The sequence below is a fragment of the Paenibacillus allorhizoplanae genome (assembly GCF_927798215.1).
Lineage (GTDB): Bacteria > Bacillota > Bacilli > Paenibacillales > NBRC-103111 > Paenibacillus_E > Paenibacillus_E allorhizoplanae.
Genome location: NZ_CAKMMW010000018.1, coordinates 48,820 through 62,746 on the forward strand (window position 1 = coordinate 48,820; position 13,927 = coordinate 62,746).

Below are 13,927 nucleotides of genomic sequence, written 5' to 3' on the forward strand. Positions count from 1 at the left end.
AAAGGATACATGGAGGTGAAAGGCGCCTCACATGTGTCCTTTTTCTTTTGGCATTCCGCCACTTTTACGATATTCTAGCGGGGAGTACGTGGTGATCTTCTTAAACGTAGTACTGAAGTAAGAAATATCCGCATATCCAAGTCTTTCCGCAATTTCCGAAACACGCAGGGATGTTTTTACAAGCAATCGCTTCGCCTCATCCATTCGCATTTCAATGACGAAATCAACGAACTTGCCTCCGGTTTGCTGCTTAAAAAGCTGGCTCAAATAACTTGGATTGAGATGTACCAGTGTCGCTGCATCAGTCAACGAAATTTCTTTATGCACATTCGCCATAACGAATTGCTGAACGCGTGCAATAGCGGATAGTTCATCTGAATTTATTACGGAAATATCAGTACGTAAGGCCTCTTCCCGCGACTCACGTTCTTGAATCCATCTGCGCAAACAATCTGCCATGGCTTCCGTTTCAACAGGCTTTAACAAAAAATCCTTCACGCCATGCCGAATGGCTTTCTGGGCTAGTTGAAAATCATCATACCCACTGACTAAAATGACATTCACTGATTTAAGTGCCAGTTGCTCCGCTAATCCAATTCCATCCATAACGGGCATCTTAATATCAGATATCACGAGATCTGCTTGATGATGCTGAAGCGCGTCAAGTGCCTCTAACCCATTTCCACATTCCTGCATAATAACTACAGGCAGCTTGGTCTGCTCAACAGCTTTCCGCAACACAACACGGACCCATTTCTCATCATCCACTAGTATGATTTTATACACGACTAGCCCCTCCCTCTCCATGTAGCTTCAGTGGCAGCTTAATCCTAACTGTGGTTCCAGCACCAACGCTACTTTCCAGTTCAAGGCCAGAATCCTCCTCAAATAAGTACGAAATTCGCCGATGTACATTGACTATGCCAATCTGTGAGACAGCAGTCACCATATCCTTTTGACGCAAATCGAGCTGTAAGGACCTCAATCTATCAACAGGTATTCCGGTTCCAGTATCTTTTATTTCTATTACAAAATGCTTCTCATCATAACGTTTTGCGGAAATATCAATATGCACGGGCATCGCACTCGTCTCTAAGCCATGAATGACACAATTCTCAACTAATGGCTGGAGAGCAAACTTGGCTATCATCTGTGTCTCTGCCCATGAAGGAATCTGAAACGAATACGTGAGTCTCTCTTGGAACCTATATTGCTGAATCCGCAAATACATGTCACAGATATGAACTTCTTGTTGCACGGAAATCGTTGCGCCTGCATGATTCAAATTGTAGCGAAGCAGTCGAGCCAATGAAGCAACCAATACAGAAATATCCGTCATATCCTTTTCCAATGCCATACCTCGGACCGTTTCTAACGCATTCATCAAAAAGTGCGGGTTCACTTGGGATTGCAGCACTTTCAGTTCCGTCTCTTTCTGGCGAAGCTGTAGATCTTTCTCGCGCAGCTCTGAATAGTAAATTTCATCTAAAAGCACTTGTAGCTTCTCAACCATCTTATTAAAATCATTCGTCAACTGACCGATCTCATCTTTGGACTCAATGTCTACGCGAGAGTGGAAATCCCCTGCTTTTACTCTCTTCATAAAAAATTGAAGCGATCGTATCGGTCGAACAATGCTTGTCGCGAAACCAATGCCGATTAAATAGGCGATAAGCAGTGTAAAAACAACAGTCCACCAAATGGTTTGCCTAATATACTGCGTTCCATGCGTCAATTCGGATTCCGGAATCATTGTGACTAATCGCCAATTCAGATAGGACGATTTACTCCACGTATAGAACGGTTTATCTCCTGTTGATGCTTGGTAAGAGCCGCTATCTTGCGTGAGAATAATCGGTAATTGCTCAAGCTCAGACAACTGACCAATCTCCTCATTGGCTGGGGAAAATATATAGTGACCCGCAGAGTCGATGATCGAGAGATATCCCGTGCGTCCAATCGTTACGCGATCAGCAATTTCTTGAATACGTTTGAAATTCACTTCCATGATCAAGGTTGCAACCGGTTCCAATGTATTCGGACTCACTAGCCTCTTCACAATGGAGAGCACAGGCACATATTCGAGCTCATAGCGTGGTGAGGGCGGACGAATAATAAGCCGAATATCACTATTGTTAGGAACACTTGAAAACCACGGTTCTTGAATTAATTCAATGGCTGGTGTTACGTTTTTGTTGTAGCTTGTATCCAGAACCGCTTTATCCTCCATAACTAGCAGGATGCGTGAAATATCCGATCGAGAGTACGCGGTATCGTGAAATAATTGCAGCAAGGGTTCGCGGATGCCGGATTCCTTCACTTCTTGCTCACTCGTCATCCGTAGGAATTGCTGCATGGCTGGATGGTTTTGCATGCGGATCGAGTCAATTTCGAAATCGCGTATGTAGTACTCGATATGGAGCTTAACCTGCTCAATAATTTGTTCATTACTTAGATTCGCTTCTTCCCTAAGCACCTCTGACGATTTCTGATAGGAAATGAATCCAACAACACATAGCGGAATCACAACTAGCATGGCTGAATATACGAGCAATTTAACAGTCAGTGGACGATCACGTAAAAATAAGCTGCGGTGAAACCAATTCCACGCTTTACGTCCCCTTTTTCGCATAGTCTGCCTCCATTTAACATATGTAAACGCATTCAATTATCGTACTCAAAGTAAAACCAGTTGCGGGAGCAACTGGTTATCTTTTCACCAAATCTTCGCGAATTGGCGTAAATACATCTAAGAGCGCTGAATCTTCCAGTGCGGTAACACCATGTTTAGCTCCACTTGGTATATAAATCGTTTGGCCTTGTTCAATAACCGTAACAACACCATCGATTGTGAATTCGATTTTGCCTTTCAAGCAATACGACATTTGTTCGTGAACATGACTATGCTGATAGCCAATCGCCCCAGGTTCGAAGTGAACCTCCATCATCATTAAACCTACCTCTGCTTTCAAAATACAACGAGTCACGCCTGGTTCTGCAGCTTCCCATACCCCAATATTAGACATCTGACTTTCCCCTTTCGTTATAAAACGCTTCCAGCTTTGAAATAAAAAAAGAAGGACCGCAAGCGGCCCTTCACTTACTCACTAATTATACCCGAAAAGCACCCAAATGAACATACTTGAAATCAAACGAACCTCACGCAGTTGTCGTCGCGCGATCCTTCCCTTTATCAGCTTCCCCTGCGTTTTTGTTGGCGGCCTCACGATCCTGCTGCATCTCAGAGACCGTTTTCACCTTCACACGAGCAGCCCCTTCATAGTCACGCGTCGGAATGAGGTTCCCTGCTGCAAGACGCTGTTTGGCTTCAGCAATTGCCGGACCATATTGCGGCAGCCATGCCTCTTGTGCGACTAACATTTCGTCTACCATTTGCCAAATTTCCTTCGGATTGCAAACAGCTCCAACGAGAGGATCCATCATAAACGCTTGACGCAGCAGCTTATCGTCTCCATGAACTGCTGCTTCTACAGCTAAGCGCTGAACGGAGATACTGACATTACATACCGCCGCTGGGCCCAATGGCAGCTCACCGACATGCGGCATCGAGATGCCGTTGCGATCGACATAGCCTGGTGCTTCAATAATCGCATCATCCGGTAAATTCGAGATCACACCTTTATTGACCAAGTTGAAATGCCCACGATAAACGCGGCCTGTTTCTAGACCTTCAATAATGTAAGAGCCATGCTCTTCACTTCGTTTCTCGCTCGCATAGACGAATGCGGGATCCTTCATCCAGTTCGGGAAATCCGTCTCAAACCAACGTCGTCCCTCTGTGCACACGCGTAAGTATCCGCCCGTTTCACCATTAATCCAAGACCCCATATCAATCCAATCCCCAATTTCACTTGCCCGTTTCCGATACCAAGGAACATATTCACTCAAATGTCCATTGGACTCCGTGCTATAGTAGCCAAAGCGGCGCAGCATATCAATGCGAACTTTCTCTGTTCGTGCATACTCGGCATGATTTTCAAATGCTTCTAATAAGCCTGCTGTCAAATCCTTCCCCTCATGGGAAGCTTGGATATACCATGTTTGATGATTAATGCCTGCGCATATAATGTCAACGTCTTTCTTATCCAACCCGTAAACATCTGCGATTTGATGATGGCCATGCTGTACACCGTGACAAAGGCCAATCGTACGAACGCCGCCATACTTATTACATGCCCAAGTCAACATAGCCATCGGGTTCGCGTAATTCAATAAGGTAACATCCGGCGCAGCGACTTCGCGAATATCTTGGCATATGCGGAGCATTTCAGAAATGCCACGTTGACCGTACATGATACCGCCCGCACATAATGTATCTCCTACGCATTGATCCACACCATATTTCAATGGAATGTCCACATCCGTTGCAAAAGCCTCTAAACCGCCTACACGAATTGTACAAAGTACGTATTTGGCGCCTTCTAACGCTTCCCTGCGATCTGTCGTCGCTTGAATCTGAATCGATAAGCCATTCTCATGAATATCACGTTGGCATAACTCTGTCACCATCTCTAAATTGTGTGGATTAATATCTGTAAAAGCCACTTGAATATGTTGAAATTCGGGTACAGCTAGTAAATCTCGTAATAGTCCACGTGTGAAACCAATACTGCCCGCGCCAATGAATGTTACCTTAAATGCCATATATATCGCCCTCTCTATCACTTCGTCTATGCTTCACATTGTACCAAGCCAAAGAGAGAAAACGTTATCAAATTTCTAACTACTTCACTTCTCAATTGTCAAAAATCCTAACTTCCTTCTGGATACATATGTTTGTGCGTGTTCATCGATTTGCGATAATCTGTCGGCGTTAAATTCGTGTGCGCCTTGAATAACAGATGAAAATACTGACGGCTGCCCACTCCGATATAATCAGAAATATCCGCAATCGGAATGTCCGTTTCAAGCAGCAGCATTTGTGCTTTTTCCATTCTAATTTCCGTTAAGTACGCCATTAAGGTTTGTCCTGTCACCGCTTTGAAAATGCGCTGTAAATAGCCTGGATGTAAATTCACAGCCCCTGCTATTTCTTTCACTTGAATCTCGCGATCGTAATTTTGATGCATATAATCCATGCTTTTCTTCACATACCATTCGCTTTGTACCAAACTACTGCTTGCGGATTCACGCCGTAAACGGGCGATTCGGATCAGCAGTTGCGCAAACAACAGTTGAATCATGGACTCGCTCTTGTCAGCCGGCTTATCTAGCTCAAGCACCAAACTTTTCATCACATGATATACTTCATCTGGATCACGCAGCACTAAATAAGCGGTCTTAACTTCTAATAAAGAGTTGAGTTGTTTCTCTTCCGCGGCAAGATGTTGTAAAGAGGGCATCACACCCTGATGCTGTGTAAAGCGAAATTCCACATTGAGCATCCGGCATGGCTCATCATCTTCAACAATAAGTCGATGGGCGATATTGGCATTGAGAAGAATGAACTCCCCTTTTTTCAATCTGACTCGTTCAGTTCGTGTTGGGGAAAGCTGTATCTCAATCTCACAAAAGCCTTGTATGGTATACATGATCTCAGTCGCATCATGTCGGTGAAAGGGCATATGGAAGCCTTGCCATTGTTTAAAATAATAAGCAACCACCTGTGGATGACAGGGGTAATCCGGCAACAAAGTAGGAAATAATCTTGTCGATTGTGGCATTGGTCGCTCCTCTCTATCCGTTCATATGGTCATTGTACTCCCCTGCCTTCAAAAAGAAAATCCCTTCCAATGGAAGGGATTCTTCTACATCCTTTAGTCTCGATCTGTGTAATCATCATTCGAAAATGGATGACTTATATTATCCATAATTTCTGCAACTGCATCACTTAACATATCTGTCGGAGTTGTATCTTCTTCTTCTGGCAGTGTCGGAATTGTATCATTGCAAACGTGGTCGAAATAGTGACTTTTGTCCATCGATGTATGCCTCCTCCTTATTAACTTCCTAATAACTGTGCCCGTTTGCTTGTTTTGTACACTTTCCGCTCACTTTATTCACAACTTCCCTAATTTCCACAAATCGCACGCAAGATCTCCTTGCCTAAATGATTGATATGAAGTAAATTAAACCTATATGAACGTATATCAACACAAATAAACCAACTCAAGGAGAGATTAATCCATGGATATCCGCTATGCATCACACCCGAATGAAGTTAAACAATTTGATACTGAACGTTTACAAGCCGAATTTCAAATTCAATCCTTATTTACAGAAAACCAAGTGACATTAGTTTACTCCCACGTTGATCGTTTTATTATCGGTGGTGTTCTGCCTACAACTGAAACGCTTAAATTAGAAGCTGACACGAAAGAAATGGCTGCTGACTACTTCTTAGAGCGCCGCGAAATCGGTATTATCAACGTTGGTGCTAGAGGGACAATCACTGTCGATGGCACAGCGTACACAATGGATTCCAAAGACTGCATTTACATCGGTCTTGGCTCCAAAGAAATTTCCTTCGCAAGCGATGATGCAGCGAACCCAGCGAAATTCTACTTCAACTCCACACCAGCTCACACAACGTACCCGACTGTGAAAGTAGCGATTAGCGAAGCGACGCCTGCTCACCTAGGCAGCATCAATACTTCCAATGAGCGTACGATTTATAAATACATCCACTTGGACGGTATTCAAAGCTGTCAGCTTGTTATGGGTATGACATTATTGAAGCCAGGCAACATGTGGAATACAATGCCGACTCATACGCACAACCGTCGTTCCGAGGTTTATTTCTATTTTGACATGCCAGAAGATGCAGTTGTCTTCCACATGATGGGTGAGCCGCAACAAACTCGTCACGTTGTTATGCGCAATGAGCAAGCTGTCATCTCACCAAGCTGGTCCATCCACAGCGGTGTTGGCACGAACAACTATACATTCATTTGGGGTATGGCTGGCGAAAATCAAATGTTCAACGATATGGACGCAGTTGCTATGCAAGATTTGAAATAATCGGTACACCCATTAGAAGAACGGATGAATCCCGATGAATCCATTACGTAGATATGAAACGATCATGGAAGTTTTACTCGCCCAGAAAGAAGTCACTGTGAATGAGCTGAGTGAACGTCTACAAGTAACAGGAAAAACCATTCGCGAAGATTTAGCCAAGCTGGAAGAAAAGGGGCTGCTTATCCGCATTCATGGCGGTGCTATGCTAGCTCAAAGTGATCAGTTAGGCATTCTCTCTGCGAAAGAACCGAATATTAAGCATGCGGACAAGAAATCGGAGATTGCCTCTCTCGCACTCCGATACATCCAACCTCGCGATATTATCGCACTGGATGGCGGCTCGACAACGCTTGAAATTGCTAGGCGGCTGGATAATCAGCCGCTTACCGTTGTAACTAACGATCTTTACATTATTTCTGAACTTGTCCACAAGGATGAAATTCGGCTTGTCGTGCCAGGTGGCTATCGTCTACGCAACATGCTTGCCGGCCCCGAAGCCGTAGACTATGTACGCGGCCTCAACATTCAGAAATCGTTTATTTCTGCCACTGGGGTGCACCTGCAGCATGGCTTTACGATTTATACGAATGATCTTGTCGAGTACAAACGCGCATTAATCAGCTCCAGCGCAACCGTCTATGGGGTTATCGATCATTTCAAATTCGGGCAATGTGCGTTGCGAACTTTCGCATCCCTTTCTGAGGTGGCTATGATTCTAACCGATAGCGGGTTGTCAGAAGAAACAGCTCAGCAGTTCCGCGAAACAGGCATCCAGATTGAAACACGTTAAGCGCAAGTTGCAAGTTGAAATCTATCATTTCTTTTTGGGAAAAGGAGTACATTATGACACTTTTTAATCTATCGGGAAAAACAGCATTCGTTACTGGTGCTTCAGGCGGTCTAGGCCAAGCTATGGCGATCGGACTTGCAGAAGCAGGCGCGAACGTCATCGCGGTTTCCTCTTCTGAAAGCGTTCAAACTGTTGAAGCAATCCGCGCATTAGGTGGCAAAGCCGAGCTTATCGCTGCAGATCTAAGCAATGAAGATATCCTTGAGGATGTCGTTGCTAGAGCGATTGGCATTTACGGCAGCATCGATATCCTAGTAAATAACGCGGGTATTATCCGTCGTACTCCAGCCGTTGACCATGCGCGTCAAGATTGGCACGATGTGATTGACCTGAACTTGAACTCGGCATTCTTCCTTTGCCAGCTGATTGGTCGTCATATGATCGAGCGCGGCAGCGGTAAAATCGTGAATATTGCTTCCATGCTGACATATCAAGGCGGAATTAACGTGCCAGGGTACACAGCAAGTAAGCATGCGATTGCAGGTGTGACGAAAGCATTAGCGAACGAGTGGGCTGGCAAAGGCATTCAAATTAATGCCATTGCTCCTGGCTATATGACGACGAATAACACAGCTCCAATTCTCAAGGATGAGAAACGTACAGCTTCTATCACAGAGCGTATTCCAGCAGGTCGTTGGGGTTCACCTGAAGATTTGAAAGGTCCTGTTGTATTCTTGTCTTCGGGTGCTTCCGATTATATGAACGGACACGTGCTTTGCGTGGACGGCGGATGGATGGCCAGATAGATGGGAATCGGGACACTCGCTCATACCGTCGGCCATCTGCCCTTGAAGGAATTGACCGCAAAGTTAAGCGGACGAGGGATTGACTTCGTTCAATTAGCACTCAGTAAAGCGATTAGCGATTATGATTTAAGTCTAGGGAAATTAAGCCCAGCTCTCGCCAATCATATTGGCGAGCAATTTCATCGCGCAGGCGTGCGGATTGGCGTGCTCGGATGCTACATCAATCCCATACATCCCGATCCGCAACAGCGTCGTTATGAGATCGATAGATTCAAAGAGCATTTGCGATACGCCCGTGATTTCGGAACATCCATTGTGGCTACTGAAACAGGTGATCTAACAACGTATCTTGCGGAGGACGCTAATGGCTACGAGGCCAAAGGATGGTCCATCCTGAAGCAAACGGTTGAGGAATTAGCAGAAGAGGCCGAGCGTTGGGGTGTTCACATCGGATTAGAGCCGGTTGTCACACATACTTTGTCTAGCACTGAGAAAATGGCGCAAATCTTAGCCGAAGTGCCTTCCAGCACATTAGGTGTTGTTTTCGACCCGGTTAATTTAATTCCGCCGACTGTGGTTGAGCCACGGGACCAAGAAGCTTTCTTGGATCATGCCTTCGCAACTTTTGGCAGCCGAATTGTGCTGACTCATTTGAAAGATTATGTTGTGAACAATGGTCGAAAGAATGAAATTGAGTCCGGTAAAGGAATATTCGAGACAGCCTCCTTCTTGGCAAAGCTTCACTCGCATAAGCCTGGAGTCGACATTTCGTTAGAGCGGCTCCAAGATCATACGATTGAAGAGACGTTCTCGTACGTGAGAAGCCTGCTATAGTGAATTACCCCCCGACACCTCTCCCTGGAGAGGTGTCGGGGGGTTTCTCTTTACAAAAGTTACTTAGGCCGAGGCCTCGCCTCTTCTCACTTTTTAATATCCGCATCGGTAAGGACTTCGAATTGATCGCCTAAGTGCTGCTGTAGCGCCTTCAAGGTCGCCACTCCAACGGCAATATCCTCCTCGCCAGCCCCTCCGCTCACGCCAACCCCGCCAATAACTTGACCGTTAACCACGATAGGAAATCCACCTACGAAAATCGCAAACTTCCCCGGCATCATGGCATGAATGCCAAACGCTTCCCCATGGATCGTCGCTGGCCCGCCAGGCTGATTAAACAAGTGCGTAGAACGTCTATGCCCACTTGCCGTAAAAGCTTTCGCCATTGCCAACTCAGGGCTCGTATTGCGTGCACCGTTCATTCGCTCTAATGCCAACAAATAACCGCCTTCGTCAACAATACAAATCGTTTCTGCCGCCTGAGCCTCCTCCGCAGCTTGAATACCAGCAGCAATCATCACCTTCGCTTCCTCGATTTCTAGCTTCAAGACGGTTCTCATGATGCATAGCCTCCTTATTCGAACCTATCCGATTGGTACGTAACCATCTCACCTTCGGCACTTTTTCCATTTATATGAGGTTTTAGGCGAAAAAAGTCGCATGAGTGACTAGCTAACGGGAATTTTGGCATAAAAAAAAGCCCTCACCATCTCCATGAATGGAGATTAGATAGGCTTTGTCCTGTCAGTTACTTATTCGGCTGTTGCGCGCGAGCTGGTCGGGTCGGACGTTCTACCCAGTTCTCACGGCTCATGCGCTTCACTTGATTAATCGGATTCGAAAGATCAATCACTTCCGCTTTAAAAGGTTGCTCTGCTGCAAGCTTCTCTTTGTAGCTTGTTCCAGGTGCAGGCCCGCCTCCACCATTCCGTTTTCCCTTGTTCCATACGCGATTCTTGCTCATGCCACCACTCCACCGTTTTTTGTTTAAGTGTAATGGCAGTCGCCAAAAAACGCAAATGTGGTTTTCAACCTCTGCAAAATAAATGGAAAAGATGTAGCTAATTTCACACCAGATCACTGATTGGAGCGTCTAACTGGAAAATGTACAGCTAATCTTCATCAATTGGCTGAAATCAAACCAAATCGCAGAAATTAGCTGCATGAAATCCAGTTATTTTCCCATTTTCGTGCAAATTCAGTGAAATTAACTGTACATTTTCCAGTTAATGCCGAGGCGAATGGCGGGATTGCCTTTTAGACAAACGGAGTGCAGTTTGGATTAGAAGCGTTTTGTTTACAGGTGAAGCGCCGCTTGACAAGGGGAGCGTTGGCGCCCAAAACTCTACAAATCGAAAGCCTTCGCCAGCAAGCGATACGAATGCAATCGCGCTTCGATGTTATGAATCGGCGAGACGACCATGATTTCATCTGCTTGATAAGCTTCATTCAACTTCAAGATCTCTTCCTTCACTTGCTTCGGAGTACCAACAATTCGTCTGTGACGACCATTACGAATCATGGCATAGTCATTCTCCGTATACGGGTAATTGAGGGCCGTATTCACGGAAGGAAATGAGGGAAGCAGCATTCCGCGGCCTAAAGACAAGAAGAACAAATCTGTGCTTAGCGCCAGTTGATTTGCTTCTTCTTCTGTATCTGCACAGATGACCAACACTGCTGCTAGGGAGTGAGGCTTCTCATTCAGGATTGACGGTGTGAAATGCTCGCGATAAATTCGCAGCGCCTGCTCACAGTCCGCGTTTCCAAAAAATTGCGCGAAACCGAAAGCCGCCCCTTGATCAGCAGCAATTCTTGCGCTGTCGTAGGAAGATCCGAGCAGCCAAATCTCGGGAGCCGTCGGGATAATTGGTGATGCATGCAGCGCGGCGAACCTATGCCCCGCCGGAAGTGAATCATATAAATAACCCGTCAAATCAGCGATTTGCTGCGGGTATTGGTCAACACCTGTATATTTGCCCTCTTGCAGCGCACGCGTGGATATCGGCATACCGCCTGGTGCACGACCTAGCCCAACATCAATACGCCCCGGGTGGAGAGCCTCTAACAAGCGGAAGTTTTCAGCAACTTTATATGCACTATAATGCGGCATCATGATGCCTCCAGAGCCTAGTCGGATGCGCTCTGTTTTGGCTGCCAAATGTGCAATTAGAACCTCTGGACTTGAATGCGCCAAGGCTTGTGAAGCATGATGCTCCGACACCCAGAATCGGCTGTAGCCAATTCGATCAGCTTCTTGTGCAAGTTCAGTCGTCTCGGCCAACGTCTGCGCGGCATTACGACCTTCTCCAATTTGCGATTGATCCAAAATACTTAATTTTAACACTTGAAATCACCTCCACATAACTGTAACATAAAAAAGAACAGAATAGCAAAAAACGTATATCCACCTATTATCTTCTCCAGTTCACGATTTTAATGTGAAATTCACATGAACATTCATAAAGTGACAGAATCTCTTATTTTACACCTCTACCAAACTTATCCATAAGATGGTATTTTATTATATACATCCTAGCGAAGGAGAGATTGCCATGAAAACTATTTACGAGAATTATAGAGGATTCAAAATTAACAAAGATGATAGCACCTATAACGCTATTCACGCGGATCGCATTATATTTACTCAATCTCCGTTAAGTCAGGTTCTTGATTCAATCGATCATTACATTGATGTGACAGGAATTTCTGATTCATCCGAAGATCTATCTTCCTTTCCGCAAAATTAATCAGGCACTTCCACGAATGTGGATATACGAATTAATTTGAGCATACACTGTCATCTGGTTGAAATGAGAAGGAATGTCGTAGTAAAGTTACGGCGATAAGTACGTGGATACAAAAAAAACGCAACTGTCCTTTTCGGACTGTTGCGTTTTTTTCTTTGGTGGTGGGGAGTCGGTTTCATCGACTAACTACAGTCACTTTGCCTCTTTTGAGTGGGAGTTAGTCGGTTTCATCGACTAACTCCGCGCTCATGTTGCAATAGCAGCTACAGAACCACATGCTTCAACTTCATCAACTCTGCGACTTTCTGAAATTGGGATGCATTGTGCCCAATGGACATCGCGCAGTGATGCGTCGGCGCTTCTGCAAACCATCGAGACATGTACGCATCCGGGTGCTCACGGAACTTCACAGGCGTCTGCGTGTTGCCGATCTTCATAATTGGCCCATTCGTCGACTCGCCTTCGCTCGAGATCAGCTTCAGCTTACCATCGCCAGTCTGTGTCACGTTCAGCGTCGTGATCGCGCCTGTCTTCACCTTCGCTTCGACGGACACGCCAGTGCCCTGCTTGCCGTGATACAACCCCATGCCGCGCAAAACCGGCTTTCCTTCGGAAATCGCGATGTGGAACGGCCCGTCATGGCCAAGCAGAATTGTCTCGTCGATATAATCCACGACGACGATTTCTGAGAAGGAGCCGCCGACGCCGAGAATATCGCTGATTTTCATTGCGACAGCCGTCTTCAGGTCTCCTTCGCCTGAGCAAGGAATGCCGCGCGCTGTAAGCAGCGAGTGACCGACAATGAAGCCGCCTTGCAGCTTCTCGTATTCACCACTTGGCGCACCGTGGTAATAGTACGACAAGGCGTCTAAATCATAGGCCCGCACAAGCTTCTCTTGCGCGGCAGCTACCCGACAAGACCACTCCAACTGCTCCTCCGTTGGCTTCTTCGCAATCGGATCCGAAGGGGAGTCGCCGCTGATCTGGAACATGTCATGCAGTTCACCCAGCTTCCGTTTCACATCCTGTGCCGTCACTTCTCGCAGCATGCGGTCCAGATCACACATTTCAAGCACTTCCACATGCAGACCTGTCTGCGCAGAAATCATCGTAAAATCACTATACATATCGAGCATCCCGCTATAGGTATTGCCTAAGAAACCGAAGCGGCTATGCTGCAAGGTCCTAGGTACTCCTGCCGATCTTACCCACTCTTCAATTTCTCTCCACGCACGCACCGCTTCACGGCGCTCATGCGTCACTTCATTCGTCAATGAGATGGCTGGCGTATAGTCGAGCCCCAGCATGCCATTCACAACTCGGAATGGGATACCCGCTCGATTGAACACATTGGCGAACTCTGGCACAGGACAAGCTCCACAATGCGCCAACCATTCCCCTGTCGTTGACTGCTCATAATTAAGTCTCGCTGTTGGCTGTAAATTGAGGAAGACAACAGGAGCTTTACAAATTTGATGCACCGGTAACACCGTAGAACTTGTGGAGTAGGTTGCTGCATGGCAGAAAACAAGATCCACTTGTCGCTCATTCAGCCAATCGCCTGCCTTCCGCCCTTCCCCTTCCGTATCAACGAGCCCATAGTAATACACGTCAGCCCATGCGGCCATTTGGTGTTCAATAAAGCGTCCATATTCTTCTAATCGTTCTTTTAAACCAGGAAACTGCTCCCAATATGCTCGGAGTCCAACAGAATATAAACCAATTCGAGGCTTGAGACTTGCCTTAATTGCTGGGTAAATTGACAT

Annotated in this window: 15 protein-coding genes; 5 read left to right on the top strand and 10 right to left on the bottom strand. The window is 46.0% G+C overall.

The window, feature by feature from the left end; all coding sequences use genetic code 11:
* Nucleotides 1-27 precede the first annotated feature (27 nt).
* From L6I86_RS24535 to L6I86_RS24560, 6 genes are all read right to left on the bottom strand, one after another.
* Nucleotides 28-786, bottom strand: a complete 759-nt coding sequence (locus L6I86_RS24535; protein ID WP_236291040.1) for a response regulator transcription factor — start codon at nucleotides 784-786, stop codon at nucleotides 28-30.
* Nucleotides 779-2,632, bottom strand: a complete 1,854-nt coding sequence (locus L6I86_RS24540) for a sensor histidine kinase (RefSeq protein WP_236291041.1) — start codon at nucleotides 2,630-2,632, stop codon at nucleotides 779-781. Before L6I86_RS24540 ends, L6I86_RS24535 begins: the two co-directional genes overlap by 8 nt.
* Nucleotides 2,633-2,708: 76 nt before the next feature.
* Nucleotides 2,709-3,026, bottom strand: a complete 318-nt coding sequence (locus L6I86_RS24545; protein WP_057314467.1) for a cupin domain-containing protein — start codon at nucleotides 3,024-3,026, stop codon at nucleotides 2,709-2,711.
* A gap of 133 nt (nucleotides 3,027-3,159) precedes the next feature.
* Nucleotides 3,160-4,665 (bottom strand): alpha-glucosidase/alpha-galactosidase, encoded by a 1,506-nt coding sequence (melA, locus tag L6I86_RS24550; protein ID WP_236291042.1) that lies wholly within the window; start codon nucleotides 4,663-4,665, stop codon nucleotides 3,160-3,162.
* Between the two features lie 107 nt (nucleotides 4,666-4,772).
* Nucleotides 4,773-5,684 (bottom strand): AraC family transcriptional regulator, encoded by a 912-nt coding sequence (locus tag L6I86_RS24555; protein ID WP_236291043.1) that lies wholly within the window; start codon nucleotides 5,682-5,684, stop codon nucleotides 4,773-4,775.
* A gap of 93 nt (nucleotides 5,685-5,777) precedes the next feature.
* Nucleotides 5,778-5,942 (bottom strand): hypothetical protein, encoded by a 165-nt coding sequence (locus L6I86_RS24560; protein WP_236291044.1) that lies wholly within the window; start codon nucleotides 5,940-5,942, stop codon nucleotides 5,778-5,780.
* Nucleotides 5,943-6,147: 205 nt separating this feature from the next.
* On the opposite strand from L6I86_RS24560, the gene kduI reads away from it, so the two are divergent.
* Genes kduI through L6I86_RS24580 form a run of 4 tightly spaced genes read left to right on the top strand, consistent with a single transcriptional unit; the run spans nucleotide 6,148 to nucleotide 9,411 of the window.
* Nucleotides 6,148-6,981, top strand: coding sequence for a 5-dehydro-4-deoxy-D-glucuronate isomerase (gene kduI, locus L6I86_RS24565; RefSeq protein ID WP_056609867.1), 834 nt, complete (start codon nucleotides 6,148-6,150; stop codon nucleotides 6,979-6,981).
* A 34-nt stretch (nucleotides 6,982-7,015) separates the two neighbouring features.
* Complete coding sequence (locus L6I86_RS24570; RefSeq protein WP_236291045.1) at nucleotides 7,016-7,771, top strand: DeoR/GlpR family DNA-binding transcription regulator; 756 nt, start codon at nucleotides 7,016-7,018, stop codon at nucleotides 7,769-7,771.
* Between the two features lie 53 nt (nucleotides 7,772-7,824).
* Nucleotides 7,825-8,577, top strand: coding sequence for a 2-dehydro-3-deoxy-D-gluconate 5-dehydrogenase KduD (gene kduD / locus L6I86_RS24575; protein ID WP_276574892.1), 753 nt, complete (start codon nucleotides 7,825-7,827; stop codon nucleotides 8,575-8,577).
* Nucleotides 8,578-9,411: a sugar phosphate isomerase/epimerase family protein gene (locus L6I86_RS24580; protein ID WP_236291046.1), complete on the top strand. Its 834-nt coding sequence runs from the start codon at nucleotides 8,578-8,580 to the stop codon at nucleotides 9,409-9,411.
* Between the two features lie 86 nt (nucleotides 9,412-9,497).
* Here the strand turns inward: L6I86_RS24580 and L6I86_RS24585 are convergent, their stop codons facing one another.
* From L6I86_RS24585 to L6I86_RS24595, 3 genes are all read right to left on the bottom strand, one after another.
* Entirely contained in the window at nucleotides 9,498-9,971 is a 474-nt protein-coding gene (locus L6I86_RS24585; protein WP_236291047.1) for a GlcG/HbpS family heme-binding protein, read from the bottom strand.
* 188 nt (nucleotides 9,972-10,159) lie between these two features.
* On the bottom strand, nucleotides 10,160-10,375 hold the full coding sequence (locus L6I86_RS24590; RefSeq protein ID WP_171635149.1) for a hypothetical protein: 216 nt from the start codon (nucleotides 10,373-10,375) through the stop codon (nucleotides 10,160-10,162).
* A gap of 381 nt (nucleotides 10,376-10,756) precedes the next feature.
* On the bottom strand, nucleotides 10,757-11,758 hold the full coding sequence (locus L6I86_RS24595) for an LLM class flavin-dependent oxidoreductase (RefSeq protein WP_236291048.1): 1,002 nt from the start codon (nucleotides 11,756-11,758) through the stop codon (nucleotides 10,757-10,759).
* Nucleotides 11,759-11,966: 208 nt separating this feature from the next.
* Between L6I86_RS24595 and L6I86_RS24600 the strand changes: the two genes are divergently transcribed.
* On the top strand, nucleotides 11,967-12,161 hold the full coding sequence (locus L6I86_RS24600) for a hypothetical protein (protein WP_236291049.1): 195 nt from the start codon (nucleotides 11,967-11,969) through the stop codon (nucleotides 12,159-12,161).
* Between the two features lie 263 nt (nucleotides 12,162-12,424).
* On the opposite strand, the gene L6I86_RS24605 is transcribed toward L6I86_RS24600, so the two are convergent.
* Nucleotides 12,425-13,927 carry an L-fucose/L-arabinose isomerase family protein gene (locus L6I86_RS24605; protein ID WP_236291050.1) on the bottom strand — a complete coding sequence of 501 codons (1,503 nt, stop codon included), beginning with the start codon at nucleotides 13,925-13,927 and terminating at the stop codon, nucleotides 12,425-12,427.

Bases quoted from the DNA above. Each gene is read 5' to 3' on its own strand.
- L6I86_RS24540 (WP_236291041.1), bottom strand. From the start codon at position 2,632: ATGCGAAAAAGGGGACGTAAAGCGTGGAATTGGTTTCACCGCAGCTTA.
- L6I86_RS24545 (WP_057314467.1), bottom strand. From the start codon at position 3,026: ATGTCTAATATTGGGGTATGGGAAGCTGCAGAACCAGGCGTGACTCGT.
- melA (WP_236291042.1), bottom strand. From the start codon at position 4,665: ATGGCATTTAAGGTAACATTCATTGGCGCGGGCAGTATTGGTTTCACA.
- L6I86_RS24555 (WP_236291043.1), bottom strand. From the start codon at position 5,684: ATGCCACAATCGACAAGATTATTTCCTACTTTGTTGCCGGATTACCCC.
- L6I86_RS24560 (WP_236291044.1), bottom strand. From the start codon at position 5,942: ATGGACAAAAGTCACTATTTCGACCACGTTTGCAATGATACAATTCCG.
- kduI (WP_056609867.1), top strand. From the start codon at position 6,148: ATGGATATCCGCTATGCATCACACCCGAATGAAGTTAAACAATTTGAT.
- L6I86_RS24570 (WP_236291045.1), top strand. From the start codon at position 7,016: ATGAATCCATTACGTAGATATGAAACGATCATGGAAGTTTTACTCGCC.
- kduD (WP_276574892.1), top strand. From the start codon at position 7,825: ATGACACTTTTTAATCTATCGGGAAAAACAGCATTCGTTACTGGTGCT.
- L6I86_RS24580 (WP_236291046.1), top strand. From the start codon at position 8,578: ATGGGAATCGGGACACTCGCTCATACCGTCGGCCATCTGCCCTTGAAG.
- L6I86_RS24585 (WP_236291047.1), bottom strand. From the start codon at position 9,971: ATGAGAACCGTCTTGAAGCTAGAAATCGAGGAAGCGAAGGTGATGATT.
- L6I86_RS24590 (WP_171635149.1), bottom strand. From the start codon at position 10,375: ATGAGCAAGAATCGCGTATGGAACAAGGGAAAACGGAATGGTGGAGGC.
- L6I86_RS24600 (WP_236291049.1), top strand. From the start codon at position 11,967: ATGAAAACTATTTACGAGAATTATAGAGGATTCAAAATTAACAAAGAT.
- L6I86_RS24605 (WP_236291050.1), bottom strand. From the start codon at position 13,927: ATGTCAATTTACCCAGCAATTAAGGCAAGTCTCAAGCCTCGAATTGGT.